This is a genomic window from Skermania piniformis, from assembly GCF_019285775.1.
Lineage (GTDB): Bacteria > Actinomycetota > Actinomycetes > Mycobacteriales > Mycobacteriaceae > Skermania > Skermania pinensis.
On sequence record NZ_CP079105.1, the window covers coordinates 3,651,159 to 3,671,150 of the forward strand.

Here is a 19,992-nt window from a genome sequence, read left to right on the forward strand (position 1 = left end):
GCTATTTCGGCTCCCGCATGACGTACCCCACCCCGCGCAGGGTGTGGATCAGCCGCTTCTCCCCGGTGTCGATCTTGCGGCGCAGGTACGACACATACGACTCGACCACGCCGACCTCGCCGCCGAAGTCGTAACGCCACACGTGATCGAGAATCTTCGGCTTGGACAACACCGTCCCGGCGTTGACCATGAAGTATCGCAGCAGGGTGAACTCGGTCGGGGACAGCGAAACCGGCTCCCCGGCCTTCCACACCTCATGCGTGTCGTCGTCCAGCTCGAGGTCGGCGAAGGTGATCCGGGACGACGGCACCTGTTCCCCGCCGCGGCCGGCGCGCCGCAGGATCACCCGCAGCCGGGTGACCACCTCCTCCAGGCTGAACGGCTTGGTGACATAGTCGTCGGCGCCCAGGGTCAACCCGGTGAGCTTGTCGTCCAGCTCGTCGCGGGCGGTCAGGAAGAGCACGGGCGCGTCGATCCCGTCCGCGCGCAGCCGGCGCAGCAGGCCGAATCCGTCCATCCCGGGCATCATCACGTCCAGAATCAACACGTCCGGGCGGAAGCTGCGTGCCTTGTCCAGTCCGGACGCACCGTCGGCCGCGGTGGCCACCTCGAATCCCTGGAAACGCAGGCTCACCGACAACAGTTCGACGATCATCGGCTCGTCGTCGACGACGAGTACCCGGGCCTCGGGAGCGGTGGTCATGGACTCATGTTCCTCCAGGCCACTGCCCGAAGCCTGGGCGAAACCTGCATGTTTCCTGTGAACGGACGCGTTACCGCAGGTGCTCGCCGAAGAAGGCGAAGACCCGCCGCCAGGCGTCGTCGGCCGCGGCGGCGTCGTAACCGAATCCGACGAAGCCGGCCACCCGGGCCAGCGCCGGGACCGGCACCTGGTTGGCGAAACTGTGCCCGGCGCCCGGGTAGGTGCGCACGTCGTGCCGGATCCCACGCTGCACCAGGGCCCGTTCCAGCCGCGCGCCGTTGCCGATGTTGATCGGGTCTCGCGCGCCGAAGCTCGCCACCACCGGACAGGCGCCGTCGAGCAGCGCCGCGTACGTCGGCGGAATCGACGGATAGAACGGCGCAGACGCGTCGAAACCCTGGTTGGCCAGCACCAACGCGAATCCCCCACCGAGACAGAAGCCGACGACAGCCACCTTGCCGGTGCAGTCCGGTCGCGCGCGAAGCAGGTCGCGGGCTGCGCCCAGGTCGGCGAATGCCGATCCGCGATGCCGGAGCAAGTCCCGGTACACCGAGGTGAGACAGCGAACGACGCCGCCGCGGGAGTACAGGTCCGGCAGGATCACGAGATAGCCCTGATCGGCGATCCGCCGGGCGATCGACCGGAGGTCGTCGTTCATCCCGAGCGCGTCGTGCACGACCACCACACCGGGCCACGGGCCCGCTCCCGCCGGCTGCGCCACGACCGCGCCGATAGTTCCGTTCGGTGTCGCGACGTCGATGTCGATCACGCAAGCGACGCTACGCCGACGGCTGCAGCACCGGGGCGGATACACTCGCCGTTCGTGAATTCACAGCCTGCACCCGGTCCGGCCTATTTCGCTGCCGACACCGACCCGGCCGTCCTGATCCCCACCCGCTGGGCGTTGGGTAGTTGGTCGGCGGATCAGGTCCACGGGATGGCCGTATGCGGCGCCCTGGCCCGCGGCGCGGAACTCGCGCTGGCCGAGCACGGCCGCGCCGATCTGCACCCGGTCCGCATCGCCGTGGACATGTTCGCACCGGTCCGGATGCAGCCGATCCGGTGGACGACCGACATCGTCCGCGACGGATCCCGGCTCTGCCTGATCGATGTCGCGTTGCTCCAGGACGACCGTCGGGTTGCCCGCGCCGCGGTGACGTTCGTCAAGCCGTCGGAAGCGGCGCCCGGGCACACCTGGAACCCGACGGTCGCACCGACACCGCCGTCGCCCGACCTGGCGCCGGAATCCGAACGACCCCGAATTCCCTTCTTCCGCAGCACGTCCGACTGGTCGCAGGATATTCCCACGCACCAGAACGCGGATCGTAAGGAATCCTGGAGCACCCCGATCCCGGTGGTCGTGGGCGAGAAACCCAGCGGCTTCCAATCCGCTGCCGCCGTCGCCGACGGGGCCAGCATGCTCACCAACTGGGGCACGGCCGGCGTGGGGTACATCAATTCCGATGTCACCCTGGCCCTCACCCGAGAGCCGACGGGGTACCAGATCGGCCTCTCGGCAATCGACCGCGTCGAGTCGGCGGGAGCCATGGTCGGGACCGTCCGCATGTTCGACCGCCAGGGCACCTTCGGCTCCGTGCTGATCACGGCCATCTCGAACGCCAAGCGCGCCATCGACTTCACCAGCCGCGGTTTCCCCGGCACGCGGCGCCGGGATCGTCCGGAGTAGCGGGCGGTAGCCCTGGGCGCACGCCGAGGTTCCGGCGCACACTGGAAGAACCGGACGGCATCCAGGGGGAACCGTGAGCGAGCGACAACAACGCGCGATGGACGCACTCTACGGATTGGACAACGTCCTGACGGTGCGGATCACCCTGCCACCGGCCGAGTGGGATGCGATACGCAGCGAGCAGCCGAAGGGTGGGGTGTGCAACTTCGACTGGACCGGCGGCGCCCGATTCACCTGGCGCAAGGCCACATCGGTCGAGATCTCCGGCGGTATCTTTCCGGCACGAACCAGCTTTGCCGGGGTGGGCGTGAAGAAGAAGTCCTTCTGCGGTTCGCTGAACAGCGACAAGCCCTGTCTGCACATCGATTTCGGCAAGTTCGGGGATTCCACCGCGGTGCAGGAACTGATCGGCACGCGATATCTGACGCTGAACAACTCGATCCAGGACGGATCGTACGTGCGGCAGACACTCGGCTACCGTCTGTTCGAGATGGCCGGGCTGCCGTTCTCCCGCAGCAACTATGCCCGGGTTTTCGTCAACGGCACGCTGATCGGCGCCGACCGGCCGGGGGTGAACAGCCCGGGTGTCTTCGTCAGCGTCGAACCGATCATGCGGCGATACATCGAGCGCAACTTCCACGGGAACCTGAACGGAAATCTCTACGAGCTGGAACACAACGACGACCTGATCGCGGACCGACTGCGCTACGTCGGGGTGGAGTCGTTGTCCGCGTTCGAGGACCGCGCCGACCTCCGGCTCGCCGCCGACCGGATCGCCGCTGCCGGCGTGGCCGGTCTGGCTCAGGTGGTCGACCTGGACCGGTTCATCCAGCTCTACGCGATGGAGTTCTTCCTCAAGCACTGGGACGGCTATTCCCGCAACACCAACAACAGCTACCTCTACAACGACGTACCGGCCGTCGCATCGCCCGCCGTCGGCGATGTTCGACTCACGATGATCCCGTGGGGCCTGGATCAGATCCTGCAGCCGGAACGGTCGTTCAAGCTCGGCGACAGCGGCGTGGTCGCCCGGCTGGTGCGCAACGATCCGGCCCGACGTGCGGTACTCGCCGAGCAGATCCGGGTCTATCGACATACCGTCTTCGGCCGGGAGAATCGGCAGACAGTCCTGCAACCGTTGCTCGACCGGATGCGGACGGTGCTCGCCGGACTCGGGGTACCGAATCTCGCCGCCGAGATCGCGACGGTGCGTCGGCAGCTCCGCCTCGCCGCATCAGCCGGCTACCTGTACGCCGGGCTCCCCACCGACGGCGTCTACCTGGCCGACGAACGCGACCGGTACCTGCACGCCAGCACCACCGAGACACTGCCGCCGGATACGCCGACCGCGACCGACTTCGAGGTGTATCACCGCGCGCTGGACGAGAGCGACAGCACCGATCGGTGGACACTCGCCGCGCTCGGCACCGGCACATCGCTGACCGACCCGGCGGGCGGGCGGGTGCTCCACGCCAGCAACACCCAACTGACCGCCCAAGGGAACAAGCTGCTCTACACCTGCCCACCGCGGAACGTGGATCATGCCGAGGAGTTCCTGATCGCACCGAGCGGTGCCGCCGACCCGTTCACCTACAACGGCTACTTCCGGCTCACGAGTGTCCGGACCGGAGCGCAGGTCTCCTACGGCACCGACCCGACACCGGGCGGCCGGCCCCGGGTGTACCAGGAACCGATCGGCACGAAGCTGTACTTCTGCTGAGCGAGCCGGGCTCAGACCACCCGCAGATGGCTGACCTCCGGGCGGAACGGGTTCTCGCTGGGGTTGGCGTAGCCGGCGATCCGGGCCGCCTGTTCCTCGGAAAAGCCCTGGGTGCGCAAGATCTTGCCGATCCGCACCGGAAGCGTGGGCTTCTCGGCCGCGGCGACCTCGACGTCCGGCTCGCTGATCAGCCAGCCGGGGGCGTTCACCGACGCCGTCAGTTCGACCCGCTCGGCCAGCGTGATCTGCCCCAACCGGTAGGCGCGCTCGAGCAGCGCCGACATCGGGACGCCCCAATCGCGCTCCAGCTCGGGCAGCATGCCCAGGTCGATGCCGTCGAACTCCGGGCCGATCTCGTCGGCCGGCATGAGGAATTCCGCCGCGAACCGGTCGGCCTCTTCCTCCAGCTGCTCGGTCGGTGTGTTCGAGTGCAAGACCAGGTGGCCGAGCTCGTGCGCCTTGGTCAACCGTTTGCGATGCGCCGTCGCGTTGGCGTTGACCAGCACGATCGGGTGGTCGTCCACCCATTGGCTCAGACCGTCGATGCGCTCGATGCCGAAGTCCTCCTCGAAGACCAGGCAACCGGCCGCCTCCAACCAGCGGGTCAGATACCGCACCGGTCCCATCGGCAGCCGCCACTGGGTGCGCACCATCGCCGCCGCCACCTCGGGCGTGGTGAACTCCGGGTCGAAGACCGGCACCTGCTGCTCACTGGCGATCGACACCTCCTCGAACAGGAACGAGGCGTGCACCCGCACCAGATTGAGCCGGGCCTCCATCTGCCGCCATGCCGCGGCCGTGCTCGTCCGCCGCCGACGCATGTGTTCGCCGACGGCGAGCGCGCCCCGGAATCGGTTGCCGTGGGTGAGAAATTCTTCCGTCACCCCGAGCGCGCCGGCCAGCTCGGCCAGCGTGCTCTCGTCCGGATCGACCACGCCGGACTCGTAGCGAATGATGGCCGGCTGGGTGACTCCCACAAGCTCGGCCAGTTCGGGCCGGGTAAGCCCACGCGCCCGTCGGGCAATCGTGAGCACATCTCCCAGGCCGTCCATCGATCCCCCTGCAGCGGTTACTTGGCAATCTCTCCTTGCAACGCCCCACGTCGAACATCTGCCGAACCGGTTCGATCGAGTTCCGGTCAGCCTTGCACCTTCGGCCGCTGCCGCCAACCCGACAGTCCGAGCGGCGGACGATTTTTCACAGAACCTGCTGCAAAGCAGTTGGAGCCCCCTGTCAGGATTGAACTGACGACCTTTCGCTTACAAGGCGAGTGCTCTACCACTGAGCTAAGGAGGCGACGACGTCATCTTATCCGGACAGCTGCTGCCCAGATGCCCGCGCCGACCGGCGACACGATACGTTGCAGCCATGAGTACTTCGGCGGTCGCGACCGTTCTCGCCTGGCATGACGCACTGAACGGCGGGGACGTCGACACCCTGCTGGAGCTGTCCAGCGACGATATCGAGATCGCCGGCGCGGCCGGCGGCGCGCAGGGGTTGTTGGCCCTGCGGGTCTGGGCGACCACCGCCGGAATCCGCCTCGAGGCGGGTCGGATGTACACCTGGGACGGCATCGTCGTCACCGAGCAGCAGCTGACCCGCAGTGGCACCTCGGCGCCGGCCGAGACCGTGGCATCGGCATTTCGCGTGGTACACGATCACGTGACCTCGGTGTTCCAGCATCCCGATCTGGCCACCGCGCTGGCGGCGACCGATCTGGGTGAGAAAGACCTGGTGGCGGACGACTGAGCCGTCCGCCGTCCGCGGTTACCCCAGCGGGTTCAGTCGGCCGCGCTCTGCGCCTTGGCCGCCGCCTCGTCGGCCGCCATCGCGTCCCGCAGGCTCTTCGGCCGCATGTCGGTCCAGTTCTGCTCGACGTACTCCACGCACGCGGCGCGGCTCTCCTCACCGAACACGATCCGCCAGCCGGCGGGGACCTCGGCGAACGTCGGCCACAGCGAGTGCTGCTCCTCGTCGTTGATCAAGACGTAAAATCGGCCGTCTTCGTCATCGAAAGGGTTGGTGCTCATCTCACCTCATCGGGTTGACAACAGGTCGGCAACGGTTTCGGTCGCCCCGGGTTCCGAGGACGACGATAGCAAGCTCCGCCGACCGGCCCCTCAATCGGCGAAGAACTCGAGCAGGATCCGGTTCACTTCGGCCGGTTGCTCCAGGTAGCCGTAGTGGCCCGCATCCGGCACTTCCCGGTAACTCGCGCCCGGAATTGCGTCGGCCACCTCCTTCGCCAGATACGGCGGGATCATCCGATCGTCGGCAAAGCCGACCGCCAGACACGGCACCGTGATCGCGCCGTACGCGGCCAACCGGTCGAAGCTGTGATCCATCCGGCGTTGCGCCCGCACCCCCGGGGATACCGGCCCGCCGGTGAACTCGAACAGATCCAGCCAATCCCGCGCGGTGTCCGGGTCGGCCAACGTCGTCGGCGAAAGGTTCATCACCGCGGCCAGGGCCGCATCGAACTTGGCCGGCAACCGCACGCCGCTGTCGTCGAGTTCGTGTTCACCGGCCGAAAGCGTCTGCTGAAACAGGTCGACCCGGCCGTGCCCGGCCAGGAACACGGCTTTGCGAACCAGCTCCGGCCGGGCCAGGCAGAGTTCCTGCGCGACCCGCGCACCCATCGACGTGCCGACGAGCAACACCGGTCCACCGCCGAGTTGCTCGATCAGCGCGGCGGTGTCGCCGACCAGATCGTCGATCTCGATCCCGGCCGCACACTCCGACGAGGGCGCGATGCCGCGATTGTCGACGGTGCAGACTCGGTAGCCGGCGGCGGCCAGCGCGGGCACTTGATGCAGCTCCCATACCCGGCCCGGGCTGCCGGTCCCCATGACCAGCACCACCAGCGGTCCGGTGCCTTTCACCTGGTAACTCAGAGTGATCCCGTTGACGTTCGCAACCGGCATCTGCGCCAGCCTCCATTACTTTCTCGTCGCTGGATGGGACGAACCGATGCCGGGGCGAGTGGCGCGCCGGCACGCATTTCTCCTACAGTCGCGGGGGAGCCGAGCGCACGGTCGGGCAGCACGCCGGGAGGTATTGATTCACCATGGCCGCGAAATCACACACTACCAACGGGCTCGCGGACGGCGAGCTGGAGCCGCTGGCGGACGAAACCGCACGGCAAGCACAGCGGGTGGTCGCCGCGTACGCGACCGACGCCGCTGAATGCCGGGCCTTGTTGTCGATGCTGGGAATCGTTCCGAACGGCCGGGAAGACTGAGCCGAAGCCGTAGGATCGGCGCCCAGGCGGGGTGGCCGTGACGGGACGAGGGACATGACCGAATCCGATTTCATCGTCGTCGCGAATCGGCTCCCCATCGACCTCGAACGGCTTCCCGATGGCAGCTCGCGCTGGAAGCGAAGCCCCGGCGGTCTGGTCACGGCGCTCGAGCCGGTGCTCCGCGAATCGCGGAGCAGTGCCTGGATCGGCTGGCCCGGGGTCCCCGACGCCGACGTCGAGCCGCTGATCGAAGACGACATCGCGATGCAGCCGGTGCCGCTCAGCGGCCAGGAGGTCACCGACTACTACGAGGGCTTCTCCAACGCCACCCTCTGGCCGCTCTATCACGATGTGATCGTGGCACCGGAATACCATCGCCGCTGGTGGGCCGCTTACGTGACGGTGAACCGCCGCTTTGCCGACGTGACGGCCAAGGCTGCCGCCCCGGGGGCGACGGTATGGGTCCAGGACTACCAGCTGCAGCTGGTGCCGAAGATGCTGCGGATGTTGCGGCCCGACCTCACCATCGGGTTCTTCCTGCACATCCCGTTTCCGCCGGTCGAGCTGTTCCTGCAGTTGCCGTGGCGGACCGAGATCGTGGAAGGGCTGCTGGGTGCCGACCTGATCGGCTTCCAGCTCCCCGGCGGTGCGCAGAACTTTCTCTACCTGGCCCGGCGGCTCGCCGGCCACCAGACCTCACGCGGGTCGGTGGGCCTGCGCAGTCGGCTCGGTGAGGTCCAGGTCGGTTTCCGCAAGGTCCGCGTCGGTGCATTTCCGATCTCGATCGAGTCCAGCCGGATCGACGAGATCTCCAAGCGCCGGGAAGTCCGCGAGCAGGCCCGGGAACTTCGCACCGAGCTGGGCAATCCGCGCACCATCCTGCTCGGTGTCGACCGGCTCGACTACACCAAAGGCATCGACGTTCGCCTGGCCGCCATCGAGGAACTCCTCGCCGACGGCGACCTCGACCCCGGCGAGATCGTGCTGGTTCAGCTGGCCACCCCCAGCCGGGAACGGGTGGACTCCTACGTCCGGATGCGCGCATCGATCGAGAGTCGGGTAGGCCGGATCAACGGCGAGTACGGCCGAGTGGGCCGGCCGGTCGTGCATTACCACCATCGTCCGGTAGCCCGCAACGAGCTGATCGCCTTCTTCGTCGCCGCCGACGTGATGTTGGTGACCCCACTGCGGGACGGGATGAACCTCGTCGCCAAGGAATACGTCGCCTGCCAGGGAGACCGGGGCGGGCGACTGGTGCTCAGCGAATTCACCGGAGCTGCGCACGAGCTGCGGCAGGCCTACCTGTGTAATCCGTACGATCTGGACGGGGTGAAGCATGCCATCCTGTCCGCGCTCACGGACAGCCCGGAGGACGCGCGGCGACGGATGCGCGCGATGCGCCGCCAGGTCCTCAGCTTCGACGTGAGCCGGTGGGCCGCATCGTTCCTCCGCGCGCTCACGGTCGGCCCGGAGGCCGGGCACACCCTGGTCCGGGACCCGGAGCCGATGCTCGGCGAACCTGCCGCCGAGCTGACCAGCGGTAGCTGACCACCCGGCGGATCGGCTCAGATCGGCTTCAGATCAGCAGCCAACCAGCGGCCGTCGACGTGCTGCATGGTCATCCGAATCCGACTGCCGGTGACGACCGCCTGCGGCGTGTCTTTGCCGGTGGTCGATTGATCGATGAACAGCAGCACCACCACCTCGTTCCGAGCCGCATTCACCACGCCGGTGCCCTGAACGGTGACGTCGACGTTGAGCTGCTTCTCCTTCGCGCCGGGGATGATCACGTCTTTGATCAATTTGGCGTAGTCGTCCTTGAATCCGCCGGTGAGTCCGTCGGCGGCCCGAGGGAGCTCGGTCTCCACGTTCACCGCGTGGTACGCCAGCATGGCCACCGCCTGCTTGCTCGCCGCGTCCATCGCCTCGGTGCGGGCCTGCTCCACCGCTCGGTCCTGCCACACGCGGTAGCCGAGTACCCCGGCCGCGCCGAGCAAGCCGACCGCCACCACCACGACCAGTACCGGCAATGCCTTACGCAGTGCCCGGCCCACCCGGCTCATGCGACGAACTCGACTTTCGACGTGGTGTAACGGCCGTCCGACTCGGTGATCGTGACCCGCAAGCGGAAGTCCCGCGGGGTGGGTTGAGCATCGTCACCGTTGGTGACCATCGAGCGGGCCGCCACCAGTATGTCGGCGTCCGTTCCGTCTTCACGCTCCAAACCGGCCTCGATGATCTCACCGTTGGTGATGACCTTGGCCTCCGTCACGATGCCGACGAACGGGTCGATCCGACCGTCGAACTCCGCTTTGAACTCGCCGGATGCGTCGGCGAGAATCCGCTCGACGTCTTGTTTGGCGGTGTCCGGATGGATCGTGGTCAAGTTCAGCACCATCTGCCGGGCCGCCTGGATCTCCGCCGTCCGGCGCGTGTCGCGTACCGAGTTCCGATGATCGAGCCAGGCCAGCAAGCTCACCGCGACAAGCAGCGCGATCATCGCCGACGCCGCGGCCACTACCAGGAGCGTGCTGCGCGACCCGGACCGAGCTGCCGTGGCGTCGGACTTTTCCGATCGTTCCGAACCGGCCTTCTTCGAATCGGCTCCCGGCGAATCGGGTTCCGTCGAGTCGGGTTCGTGTTCCACCGTCACCGTCGCGACTCGCGGCGCCGCACCCGCGACGGTCTGCTCGGCCGACGCCGATTCGGTCACCGGAGGTCCGGCCGAGCGGCTGGATCGGCGACGGCTCCGGCGCGCCGGCGCGCCGGTCGACTCGGTCGGGGTCGCGTCAGTCATCGATTCGCTTGGTCACATCGATTCGCTCGGTCATCTGCCCTGCTGATCGCTCATCATCTGTTGCCAGCTTGCCGGAGTCACGGCGCCACCGCCCGGCGCCACTCCCGGTTGAGTGTAGGTGCGCCCGTCCGGACCGACGAATATCCCGGTGGCGGCGTCGTACTGGCGTGCCGCCGAGCCCGGTTCATACCCGGCCGGTGCGGTCCGAGCCGTGGGAAGCTGGCCCCCGGGCACCGGTTGCGGGTCGCCGAACGCCGGATTGGTGCCGAGCGGGACGTATCCCTCGGGGCTCCGGCACACCTCCGGAGACGGCGCACGCTTACCCGGGAACTCCATGCACGGCGTGTTCCGGGCGCCACGCACGTCTTCCACGGCGTTCTGCGGGACCTTGCAGAAAAGATTGTCCGGGGTCGGGATCACATCGACCTGAGAGCCGTCCCGCCATTCGCTGCCCGGCAGAAATCCGGTAACACACGGCGGCGGGTCGTTGGTCTCCAGCATGAAGTCCACGATCGCGCCTTCCTTGACCGCGGCCGCGTCACCCCGAATCGCCGTTTTCAGCGCCGCCACCAACGCCGGGTAGACGACCAGGATCTGCTCCAGACCCTTGTGGTAGATCGTCGTCACCTGTCCGACGCTCACCATATTGGCCAGCAGCAGCGGCAGGGTCGGCCGAAGGTCCTCGAACAGCTGTTGCGCTTCGGTGGTCGCTCCGGGGGCGCGCTCGATGATCGATCGCAACTGCGGGTCCTTGGCCCGCAGCTGGTCGGTCACCGTCACCAGATCTCGGGTCCACGAGCGGATCGCATCGGCCGATGCCGTTTGGGTGTCCAGCAGCGGCCCGAGCTGATCGATCAGCTGTTTCGTCGGTTCGGCATCGGCGCTGGCCTGTTGGAGAAACAGCTGCGCCGAATCGATGAACCGACCGAGGTCGGGGCCGGAACCGTTGAACGCATCGAACGCCTCGTCGATCACCGTTTCCAGCCGGGTGTCCGCGATTCCGGCCAGTAGCCGGTCGGCCTGATCCAGCAGCGGACCGACATCCTGCGGCAGCGTCGTCCGGTCTTCCGGAATCACGTCGCCGTCGGCCAGATCGGGTCCGGAATCCGCTCCGGTGGGGATCAGATCGACGTACTGCTCGCCGATCGCCGACACCGACTTGACCGACGCGTGGGTATCCGCCGGAATCTTGTAGTCGCTGTCGATGCTCAGGATCGCATCGACCCCGGCCGGGGTGAGCCGAACGTCCTCGACCTCGCCCACGTTGGTGCCGCGATAGGTGACGTTGGCGTGCGGATACAGCCCGCCGGTCGCGGCCAACTGCGTGGTCACCTGATAACGACCGATCCCGAACATCGCCGGCAGCTGGACGTACACCACCGACATGACGACCAACCCGACCACGGTGAGGATCGAGAAGATGATCAGCTGAATCCGAACGAACCGGGAAAGCATCATCGGGCCGGACCTCCTTGCTCCGCCGCCGGCGCCGTGATCCCCGGGATCGCGGGCAGGCCCGGGATCGCCGGCAATCCGGGAATTCCCGGCGCCGCCGGAGCCGTCGGCTGCACCTGGAGGGGCGCCTCGACCGGATTTCGGGCCTGCCCGGCCACCCCGGCCGCACTGCCGAGGATGCCCTCGATGCCGCCCAACGAACCGCCCAGCGACGTCCCGGTCAGGAAGTTCGTATCCAACCGGGCCGCGCTGAAGTCGACGGTCATCATCAGATTCGCGTAGTCACCCTTGATCGTGTGATCCAGGTTCCGCAACGGGAACGGGAACGAGATCAGTACGCCGAGCGAGTTGACCAGGTGCTCGTTGGTCTCGGCCAGTGCTTGCAGGATCGGCCCGAGATGGCCGAGGTTGGCCCGCAGATCGTCGCCGGACGTCCGAATCACCCGCGAGGCGGTGTCGCTCAGGGTGCCGAGACTGGTCAGTGCGGCGGTGAGATTCGGCCGCTCGCGGACCAAGACCTCCAACGCGGGCGGAATACCGTCCAGCGCATTCTCGATCGTGCCGGTCTGCCGATTGAACGTGTCGGTCAGCCGGTCGAGTCCGGACACCGCCGCGACGATGTCGCCGCGTTGCTCGTCCAAGCTGGTGGTCAGCTCGTTCAGCCGGGTCAGCAACGAATTCACGTCCTGCGCCTTGCCGTCCAAGGCGGTGTTCAGCTCCCGGGTGATGTCCTGCAACTGTGCGAGACCACCACCGTTGAGCACCACCGACAGCGAGGACAACACCTGCTCGGTGGTCGGGTACACGCCGGCTCGAGCGAGCGGAATGATGTCGCCGTCGTGCAACCGTCCCTGTGGCCGGTCCGGGTCGACGAACTCCAGATGGTTCGAGCCGAGCAGACTGGTCTGGCCGATCTTGGCCGACACGTTCGCCGGCAGCTCGACCGACGGATCCAACGCGACCGTGACCAGCGCATGCCAGTCCTCGACCGCGATGTCGCTGACCGAGCCGACCACGACGTCGTCGACGCGCACCGGCGAGTTGCGGGTCAGCGTGGTGACGTTCGGCATCTGGATCTTGACGTGGTAGGCGTCGGACCCGGTTGCTTCCGCGCCGGGCAGGGGCAGCGAGTTCAGCCCGTTCCATTCGCATCCGGTCGCGCCCAACCCGAGCGTGACCGCCAGCACCACGATTCCGCGGCGCCGCACCGCCCGACCGAACAGCCCGGTCATCGTCCACCTCCGGGCAGGAGCAGGGCGCCCAGGTCGGGCACGACGGTCGGCGGCCCCGGAGTTGCCGCCGCGACCGGGGCAGCCGCGACCGGGGCTGCCGGCTGCGCCCGCGAGGACAACTCCGCCGGGCTGTACTCCAGCTGATCGGGGAACGCCCCGATCCCGCCGACCGGGTTGGTCAGCAACGGCGGATAGTTCATCAGGAGCGAGTTCAGCGCCGGCGCGAGCATCTGGGCACACAGATCGGCGCTGCGATCCGAGTCGTCGTCCTGCAAGGAACGAACCGAACCGCACACGAAGTTCACCGGATTGCGGAAGTTGGGCACGATCGCGACACCGGTCAGCGACCCCATGGCCGGTTTGTAGATCTGATAGAAGTTCTGCAATGCGGTGGGCGCGAGATGCAGCACCCGTTCGAGCTGCGGGCGCTTCTCCGCGAGCACCGCGGTCGCCGCGCCGAGCCGCTGCACGGATTCACCGAGCACACCCCGGTTCGTCTCGAGAAACCGCTGCAGATCGGCGATTGCCACATCCAGGTCGTCCAGCGACCGGCCGAGCTGATCCGAGCTGTCCGCGAGCACCTGGGAAACCGATGCGAGCCGACCGCCGAACTGCACGATCTGGTCGTTGCTGTTCGACAGCGCTTCGGTGAACGCCTGCAGGTTGCGGATCGTCCCGAACAGATCGGAGCGACCGTCGGCGAAGGTCTGCAACACCTGCGAGAGCTCGCGGACCGTGTTACGCAGGTTGGTGCCGTTGCCGTCCAGATTGTTCGCCGCGACGTCCACCAGCCGACCGAACGACCCTTGCTTGTCGTCGCCCACCGGGCCGAGCGAGGTGGCCAGCCGAGCCAGTTCGCTCTTGATGTCGTCCCATTCGACCGGCACCGCGGTGCGGTTCAGCGGAATCTCGGCACCGTCGGCCATCGTCGGCCCACCGGTGTACGCCGGTGCCAATTGCACGAATCGGGCCGAGACCAGCGAGGACGCGATGATCACCGCCCGGGCGTCCGCGGGCACGTCGACCTCGGAGCGGACCGACATCGTGACCTTGACCTGGCCCGGCTGCGGTTCGATCCGGTCGACCTTGCCGACGTCCACGCCGAGCACCCGCACGTCGTCGCCCTGATAGAGACCGACACCGGAGGAAAAGTAGGCGGTGTACCGGTGGTACGAGGTCCGCTGGTAGAGCTGGTAGCCGGCCGTGGCGACCAGCGCGGCGACCACGACGGCCGCGACCACGGCGAGGGCCCGCCGAGACGGGCGGGCAAGTCGAGCACTCACGGTGGGGACACCCCTCCTCCCGGGATCGGGTTGATGCTGGGCGGTGGGTTGAGCAGGTAGTCGTAGAGCGACTTCGGCAGGTTCTCCGGCCGCACCAGGGCATCGACCAGCGCCTGAATCGTCGGCATGGCCGCGTACGCGACGTGCGCCTGGAAGTACGGCCCGCTGCCCACGGCCTCACCCAGCGCGGTGGCGTACGGACCCAGCCCGTCGAGCGTCTGAGCCAGGTTCGTCTTGTTGCGTTCCAGCTGGTCCAGGACCTTGTTCAGCTTGTCCAACACCGGTCCGAGCTGCTCCTCGTTGTCCCGCACCAGCCCGCTGAGCTGCTGTGACACCGACGAGATGTTCGTGATCAGTTCGCTGATCGCGGTACGCCGGTAGTCCAGCTCGGCGAGCAACGCGTTGCCGTCGACCAGCAGGGAGTTGATCTGCCCACCCCGGTCGGCGAGCACCTTGGTCACGCTTTGCGCCTTGGCGAGCAGCTCCCGCAATGCGGCGTCCCGATTGTTCAACGTCTGCGACAACCGGGTTACCCCGTCCAGGGTCGACCGCAGCGGCGCGGGGGTGTTCGCCAACGCGTCGGACAGCGCGGTCAACGATCGGTTGACCCGATCGGTATCCAGCTCGGTCACCGTCGTCGTCAGGTCGCCGAGCGCATCGTTCAGCGAGTACGGCGACTCGGTGCGCTCCAGCGGGACCGTGTCGTCGCGATCGATGGCTCCCGGCCCGGCCGGGGACACGGCCAAGGATTTGCGGCCGAGCACCGTGTTGGTCTTGATCGCCAGCCGCGTGTCGACGCCGAGCGGAATCGACTCGTCCACCACGAACTGCACCCGCACCCGGTCGCCGGCCAGCTGGATCTTCTCCACCTGGCCGGATTTGATCCCGGCGACTTCGACCCGGTCGCCGGGAGCCAATCCGCCGGCGTCGGCGAAATCGGCGGTATACACCACGCCGGACCGGATGAACGGCAGCTGGTCGTAGCGCAGCGTCGCCAACACGATCGCGATCGCCAGCGTCACGCCGATGACGCCGGCCCGAACGAGCTTCGCGGAGTTGTCCGCCATCAGGGCGCGCACCTGCCCGTCGTCTGGGGACCCGGCGTTTTCAGCATCAGGTTTCCGGCGCCGGGCACGGTGAACTTGATCTGCGTCTGACACGCATAGAACTGGAAGAACGAGCCGTAGGCGCCGAGTCGAACCAGCTTCCGGAACGTGCCGGGCAACTGGTCGAGCACCCACTGGATGTGCTCGTTGCCGTCGTCGAGCTGGGTCGACACCTTGCCGAGCTGAGTCACGTCGTTCTGCAGGTCCGGCCGGGCGGCTTGGAGCAGTTCGGTCAGGTCACCGGTCGCCCCGGCCAACCGCGGCAGCGCGGCACCGATCGGGTCCCGATCCGCGGCGAGCCCGCTGACCAGCTGCTGCAGCTGATCCAAGGTGGAGGAGAACTGGTCACCGCGCGCGTCGATGGTGGCCAGCACCTGATTCAGATTGGTGATCACGCTGCCGATCAGCTGATCCCGGTCGGCCAAGGTCTTGCTGAACGAGCCGGTGCTGGAGAACAACGACACCAAGGTTTCGCCGGACCCCTGGAAGACCTGGATCAGCGCCGCGGTCAGATCGTTCACCTGCCCCGGGTCCAACCCCTGGAGCAACGGCTTGAATCCGCCCAACAACAGGTCCAGGTCGAGTGCGGGCGCGGTTCGTTCCGTCGGAATGGTCGAGCCGGCCGACAGCGGGGCCAGCGAGCCGGGTCCCTCGAGCAACTCCAGATAGCGGTCGCCGACGAGATTCTCGTACCGCACGGTCGCTCGGGTGCTCTGCAGCAGCGTGTATCGATCCTCCACATCGAAGTCGACGTGCGCGTAGTTGTCCGACCCGACCCGGACCTTGCCGACCGACCCGACCGGCACGCCGGCGATCCGCACCTTGTCGCCGCTGCGCAGGCCGGACGCGCTGGTGATCACCGCCTGGTATCCCTCGGTTCGGGAGAACGTGACCTGGCTGAACACGATGGCCAGGCCGGTGAAGATCACCGTCATGACGACGGCGAAGATGCCCAGCTTCACCGTGGTCGCGGTATTCCTCATCCGGGCACCCCCGGATAGACGCCGCCGAACAACAGCTGGAATACCTTGGGCGCGTTGAGCGTCAGCCGGGTGTTCGGCGCGAACGGCGCCCCCTCGCTGGTGTCGGTCACCACGTAGTTGGTGTGCCCTTCCGGTGGGAACGGCAATCCGTGGCAGTTCGGGCCGCCGGTCGCGTTCACCTTCGGCAGACTGTCCGGATAGGTGTAGGGCTTGTCGCCGTAGGTGAACCCGGCGTTCAACGCGAGACCCTCCTGATCGCCACCGAAGATCTTCTCGGCGGTCGGTAGCGCGGTGGACAGCCCGACCAGCAGGCAGGTCAGCACCGGGTGGTACTCGTCGAGTAGGCCGGTGGTCGGTTCCAGCAGATCCAGTGCGGTGCCCAGGTCGCGCTCGTTCGCAGTGAGCACCGAGTTCGCGGTATCGCCGAGCCCGATCACGCTGAGCAGCAACGTGTCCAACGCCTGATCCTCGTCGACGACGGTCTTTCCGATCGCGGTGGCGTTGTCCACCACCCGCAGAAAGTTGTCGGCCTCGTCGGCGTAAAGGTTGGTCACCTCGGCCGCGGCGGTGAAGTCGCGTTGCAGCGCGGGCAGCGAAGGGTTGATGTCGGCCAGATAGGTGTCGGCGGTGGTCAGCAGGGTGCCGAGCGTGGCTCCGCGCCCGTTCAACGCCTCGGCCAGTGCGCCCAGGGTGGCGTTCAGCTTCTCCGGCCGGATCTTCGCCAGCAGATCGGACAGATGCTGGAACAGAGTGTTGAACTCGACGGTGACCGCGTCGGCCGGCACCGTGGATCCGGCGGTCAGCCGATCGGTCGACGGCCGGGCGGGGATCCGAAAATTGACATACTTGGCGCCGAACACCGTGGTCGAGCGGATGTCGACGAGGGCGTTGGCGGGGAGCAGGGAGAGTTTGTCCGGCTGCATGGCGAGCTCGATCTCGGCACCGTCGCCGACCTGGGAGATCGACGCGACCCGGCCGATCTCCACACCCCGCAACTTCACCTTCGCGTCCGGGTCCATCACCAGCCCGGAGCGCGGCGCGGTCACCGTGATCGGCACGGTGGAGGTGAACGCTCCGCGGAACATGCCGAGGGCGACCACCACTATCGCGACCAGGCTCAGCACGAACGCCGCGCCGGCCAACTTCTTCGTTCCGCTGCTCACCGACTATCCCGAGAGGTTGAAGTTGCCGGAGGTGCCGTAGATGGCGAGCGAGATCAGCAAGGTGATCGTGACCACGGTGACCAGCGAGGCGCGCACCGCGTTGCCGACCGCGACGCCGACGCCGGCCGGACCGCCGCTGGCGTTGTACCCGTAGTAGGTGTGGATCAGCATCACCGCCATGGCCATCGCGATCGCTTGGACGAACGACCAGAGAATGTCGGTCGGGATGAGGAACGTACTGAAATAGTGGTCGTATACGCCGGGCGACTGCCCGTACAGCAACACCGTCGCCGATCGGCTGGCCACGAACGAGGCGATCACCGCGAGCGAGTACAGCGGCACGATCGCGATCATCCCGGCGAGCACTCGGGTACTGACCAGGTACGGCATCGACGGGATGGCCATCACCTCGAGTGCGTCGATCTCCTCGGAGATCCGCATCGCGCCGAGCTGAGCGGTCGAACCGGCCCCGATGGTGGCCGCCAAGCCGATCCCGGCGATCACCGGGGCGGCGATACGCACGTTGATGAACGCGGCGAAGAAGCCGGTCAGCGCTTCGACGCCGATATTGCCCAGCGAGCTGTAGCCCTGTACGGCGATCGTCCCGCCGGAGAACAGGGTGAGGAACCCGACGATCGCGACGGTGCCGCCGATCACCGCGAGCGCGCCGGTGCCCATGCTGATCTCGGCGATGAGTCGCACCGTCTCGCGCGGGTACCGCACCAACGCGCGCGGCATCTGCCCCAACACCCGGGCGAAGAACAACGCCTGATCGCCGATCGAGTCGAGCGACCGGGAACTCCGGTTCAACCGACCGATCAATCGCGGATACCGCTGCGATACCACTGCTACCGCCATCTCGTCACCTCGCCGTGAGCTTGATGCCGATAGCGGTGAGCACGACGTTCACCACGAAGAGAGCCATGAACGCGAAGACGACGGTCTGGTTCACCGCGTCGCCCACGCTCTTCGGGCCGCCCTTCACGTTCAGCCCCAGATAGCACGCCATCATCCCGGCGATCAGCCCGAACAATCCGGCTTTGGCCTGCGAGATCATCAACTCGGGAAAACCGGTGAGCAGGGTCAGGCCGTTGACGAACGCCCCGGGATTGACGTCCTGCAGAAACACCGAGAAGAGAAAGCCGCCGAGGATGCCGATGGTGCAGACCAGGCCGTTGAGCAGGAGCGCGACGAACATCGAGGCCAACACCCGCGGCACCACCAGGCGCTGGATCGGGTCGATGCCCAGTACCCGCATCGCGTCGATCTCTTCTCGGATGGTCCGCGCGCCGAGATCGGCACACACGGCGGTCGCGCCCGCACCGGCCACGATGAGCACGGTCACAATCGGGCCGACCTGGGTGATCGCGCCGAGCGCGGCACCCGCCCCGCTCAGATCGGCGGCGCCGATCTCGCGCAACAGGATGTTGAGCGTGAAGCTGACCAGCACGGTGAACGGGATGGCGACCAGCACGGTGGGCACGATGGACACCCGGGCGATGAACCAGGACTGCTCGATGAATTCGTGCAGCTGGAACGGCCGGCGCAGCGAGGCCCGGGCGGTGGCAACGACCAATTCGAAGAAGCCGCCGACCGCGCGGAGCGGGACGGCAAGGACGTCGTTCATCTGATCACCTCCTCACTCACCGGCCATCCTGGCCGATCAGCGGAGTATTGCGGGGAGCTTTGACGCACTAGCTCAACCGCAGCGCATCGGAAGCGGAAAAAGTCCGGTTCGGATCCCGGTCGGCGAAGTAGCCCCCCAGTCGGTCGGCCAGATCCGCCGCAGTCCACGTTCCCTCGACCGCGTCGAACCGCTGCTCGACCGTCGGGGCGGCCAGCAGCGCGACCATGCCGCCGTACACCACGAACAGCTGCCCGTTCACCGAATCCGCTGCCGGCGAGGCCAAGTAGCTGACGAACGTGCCAACGTGCGCGGGGTCGAGCGGATCGGCACCCACCCCGACCGCGCCGAAGACGCTTTCGGTCATCGCGGTCCGGGCGCGGGGACAGATCGCGTTCGCCCGCACCCCGTATCGGGCCAGCACCCGCGCCGCCGACAGCGTCAACGTGGTGATTCCGGCCTTGGCCGCGCCGTAGTTGGCCTGCCCTTCGGGCCCGAGCAGTCCCGCCTCCGACGATGTGTTGATCAGGCGGCCGTAGATCGGTTTGCCCGCGGCCTTGGCGGCTGCCCGCCAGTGCGCCGCGGCGTTGCGGGTGAGCAGGAAGTGGCCGCGCAGGTGGACCTTCACGACCAGGTCCCAGTCGTCGTCGGTCATGTTGAACAGCATCCGGTCGCGCACCAGGCCGGCATTGTTGACCACGATGTGCGGGCCGCCGGAGCGCTGCGCGGCCTCGATCAGCCGGTCGGCCGTGGCCCGTTCGCCGATGTCGCCGGCGACCGGTACCACCTCGGCGCCGAGTTCCCGGATCGCTGCCACCGTGCCGGCCAGCGCCTCGTCCGCGAGATCGTTGATCACGACTCCGGCACCGGCCCCGGCCAACGCCAGCGCCTCGGCCCGCCCCAGTCCGGCACCGGCCCCGGTGACGATCGCGGTCATCCCGTCCAGGGACGTGCTGTCGCTGCTCACGGCGCCGACTCTAGAACGTGTTCTCACTCCG

At 67.4% G+C, this 19,992-nt stretch carries 21 protein-coding genes and 1 tRNA gene; 5 read left to right on the forward strand and 17 right to left on the reverse strand.

Annotated features, from left to right (window positions below; all coding sequences use genetic code 11):
- Position 1 precedes the first annotated feature (1 nt).
- Positions 2 to 703: a response regulator transcription factor gene (locus tag KV203_RS17000; protein ID WP_066474164.1), complete on the reverse strand. Its 702-nt coding sequence runs from the start codon at positions 701 to 703 to the stop codon at positions 2 to 4.
- A 70-nt stretch (positions 704 to 773) separates the two neighbouring features.
- Positions 774 to 1,472: a dienelactone hydrolase family protein gene (locus KV203_RS17005; protein WP_066474167.1), complete on the reverse strand. Its 699-nt coding sequence runs from the start codon at positions 1,470 to 1,472 to the stop codon at positions 774 to 776.
- A 54-nt stretch (positions 1,473 to 1,526) separates the two neighbouring features.
- On the opposite strand from KV203_RS17005, the gene KV203_RS17010 reads away from it, so the two are divergent.
- Together KV203_RS17010 and KV203_RS17015 are read left to right on the forward strand one after the other, a co-directional pair.
- On the forward strand, positions 1,527 to 2,390 hold the full coding sequence (locus KV203_RS17010; protein WP_066474169.1) for an acyl-CoA thioesterase domain-containing protein: 864 nt from the start codon (positions 1,527 to 1,529) through the stop codon (positions 2,388 to 2,390).
- 73 nt (positions 2,391 to 2,463) lie between these two features.
- Positions 2,464 to 4,110 carry a CotH kinase family protein gene (locus tag KV203_RS17015; RefSeq protein ID WP_157079955.1) on the forward strand — a complete coding sequence of 549 codons (1,647 nt, stop codon included), beginning with the start codon at positions 2,464 to 2,466 and terminating at the stop codon, positions 4,108 to 4,110.
- Between the two features lie 11 nt (positions 4,111 to 4,121).
- On the opposite strand, the gene KV203_RS17020 is transcribed toward KV203_RS17015, so the two are convergent.
- Positions 4,122 to 5,162: an XRE family transcriptional regulator gene (locus tag KV203_RS17020; protein ID WP_066474170.1), complete on the reverse strand. Its 1,041-nt coding sequence runs from the start codon at positions 5,160 to 5,162 to the stop codon at positions 4,122 to 4,124.
- A gap of 169 nt (positions 5,163 to 5,331) precedes the next feature.
- Positions 5,332 to 5,406, reverse strand: a tRNA-Thr gene (locus tag KV203_RS17025).
- Positions 5,407 to 5,478: 72 nt separating this feature from the next.
- Here KV203_RS17025 and KV203_RS17030 point away from each other — a divergent pair.
- A complete protein-coding gene (locus KV203_RS17030; protein ID WP_066474172.1) occupies positions 5,479 to 5,859 on the forward strand; it encodes a hypothetical protein in 381 nt (126 codons plus the stop codon).
- A gap of 32 nt (positions 5,860 to 5,891) precedes the next feature.
- Here KV203_RS17030 and KV203_RS17035 read toward each other — a convergent pair whose 3' ends face one another.
- Both KV203_RS17035 and KV203_RS17040 read right to left on the reverse strand, forming a co-directional pair.
- Positions 5,892 to 6,140 carry an MbtH family protein gene (locus KV203_RS17035; RefSeq protein WP_066474173.1) on the reverse strand — a complete coding sequence of 83 codons (249 nt, stop codon included), beginning with the start codon at positions 6,138 to 6,140 and terminating at the stop codon, positions 5,892 to 5,894.
- 90 nt (positions 6,141 to 6,230) lie between these two features.
- Entirely contained in the window at positions 6,231 to 7,034 is an 804-nt protein-coding gene (locus KV203_RS17040) for an alpha/beta fold hydrolase (protein WP_066474175.1), read from the reverse strand.
- 143 nt (positions 7,035 to 7,177) lie between these two features.
- Here KV203_RS17040 and KV203_RS17045 point away from each other — a divergent pair, with 143 nt between their 5' ends.
- On the forward strand, positions 7,178 to 7,351 hold the full coding sequence (locus KV203_RS17045) for a hypothetical protein (protein ID WP_169797549.1): 174 nt from the start codon (positions 7,178 to 7,180) through the stop codon (positions 7,349 to 7,351).
- Positions 7,352 to 7,405: 54 nt separating this feature from the next.
- The gene (locus tag KV203_RS17050; RefSeq protein ID WP_066474176.1) at positions 7,406 to 8,899 is read left to right on the forward strand and encodes an alpha,alpha-trehalose-phosphate synthase (UDP-forming); all 1,494 of its coding nucleotides are present in this window, start codon (positions 7,406 to 7,408) and stop codon (positions 8,897 to 8,899) included.
- Positions 8,900 to 8,916: 17 nt separating this feature from the next.
- On the opposite strand, the gene KV203_RS17055 is transcribed toward KV203_RS17050, so the two are convergent.
- From KV203_RS17055 to KV203_RS17105, 11 genes are all read right to left on the reverse strand, one after another.
- Positions 8,917 to 9,414 (reverse strand): hypothetical protein, encoded by a 498-nt coding sequence (locus tag KV203_RS17055; protein ID WP_066474177.1) that lies wholly within the window; start codon positions 9,412 to 9,414, stop codon positions 8,917 to 8,919.
- Positions 9,411 to 10,148, reverse strand: a complete 738-nt coding sequence (locus KV203_RS19810) for a hypothetical protein (RefSeq protein WP_246600201.1) — start codon at positions 10,146 to 10,148, stop codon at positions 9,411 to 9,413. Before KV203_RS19810 ends, KV203_RS17055 begins: the two co-directional genes overlap by 4 nt.
- 30 nt (positions 10,149 to 10,178) lie before the next feature.
- Positions 10,179 to 11,606: an MCE family protein gene (locus KV203_RS17065; protein WP_066474180.1), complete on the reverse strand. Its 1,428-nt coding sequence runs from the start codon at positions 11,604 to 11,606 to the stop codon at positions 10,179 to 10,181.
- The gene (locus tag KV203_RS17070) at positions 11,603 to 12,835 is read right to left on the reverse strand and encodes an MCE family protein (RefSeq protein WP_066474189.1); all 1,233 of its coding nucleotides are present in this window, start codon (positions 12,833 to 12,835) and stop codon (positions 11,603 to 11,605) included. Before KV203_RS17070 ends, KV203_RS17065 begins: the two co-directional genes overlap by 4 nt.
- The gene (locus KV203_RS17075; RefSeq protein WP_066474191.1) at positions 12,832 to 14,118 is read right to left on the reverse strand and encodes an MCE family protein; all 1,287 of its coding nucleotides are present in this window, start codon (positions 14,116 to 14,118) and stop codon (positions 12,832 to 12,834) included. Before KV203_RS17075 ends, KV203_RS17070 begins: the two co-directional genes overlap by 4 nt.
- On the reverse strand, positions 14,115 to 15,185 hold the full coding sequence (locus KV203_RS17080; RefSeq protein ID WP_066474313.1) for an MCE family protein: 1,071 nt from the start codon (positions 15,183 to 15,185) through the stop codon (positions 14,115 to 14,117). The genes KV203_RS17075 and KV203_RS17080 overlap by 4 nt, the downstream gene beginning before the upstream one ends.
- Entirely contained in the window at positions 15,185 to 16,207 is a 1,023-nt protein-coding gene (locus KV203_RS17085) for an MCE family protein (protein ID WP_066474192.1), read from the reverse strand. Before KV203_RS17085 ends, KV203_RS17080 begins: the two co-directional genes overlap by 1 nt.
- The gene (locus tag KV203_RS17090; RefSeq protein WP_066474194.1) at positions 16,204 to 17,370 is read right to left on the reverse strand and encodes an MCE family protein; all 1,167 of its coding nucleotides are present in this window, start codon (positions 17,368 to 17,370) and stop codon (positions 16,204 to 16,206) included. Before KV203_RS17090 ends, KV203_RS17085 begins: the two co-directional genes overlap by 4 nt.
- A gap of 3 nt (positions 17,371 to 17,373) precedes the next feature.
- Positions 17,374 to 18,228, reverse strand: a complete 855-nt coding sequence (locus tag KV203_RS17095) for an MlaE family ABC transporter permease (RefSeq protein WP_066474206.1) — start codon at positions 18,226 to 18,228, stop codon at positions 17,374 to 17,376.
- A gap of 4 nt (positions 18,229 to 18,232) precedes the next feature.
- The gene (locus tag KV203_RS17100; RefSeq protein WP_066474208.1) at positions 18,233 to 18,997 is read right to left on the reverse strand and encodes an MlaE family ABC transporter permease; all 765 of its coding nucleotides are present in this window, start codon (positions 18,995 to 18,997) and stop codon (positions 18,233 to 18,235) included.
- Positions 18,998 to 19,064: 67 nt separating this feature from the next.
- Entirely contained in the window at positions 19,065 to 19,931 is an 867-nt protein-coding gene (locus KV203_RS17105) for a 3-oxoacyl-ACP reductase (RefSeq protein WP_066474316.1), read from the reverse strand.
- Positions 19,932 to 19,992 lie beyond the last annotated feature (61 nt).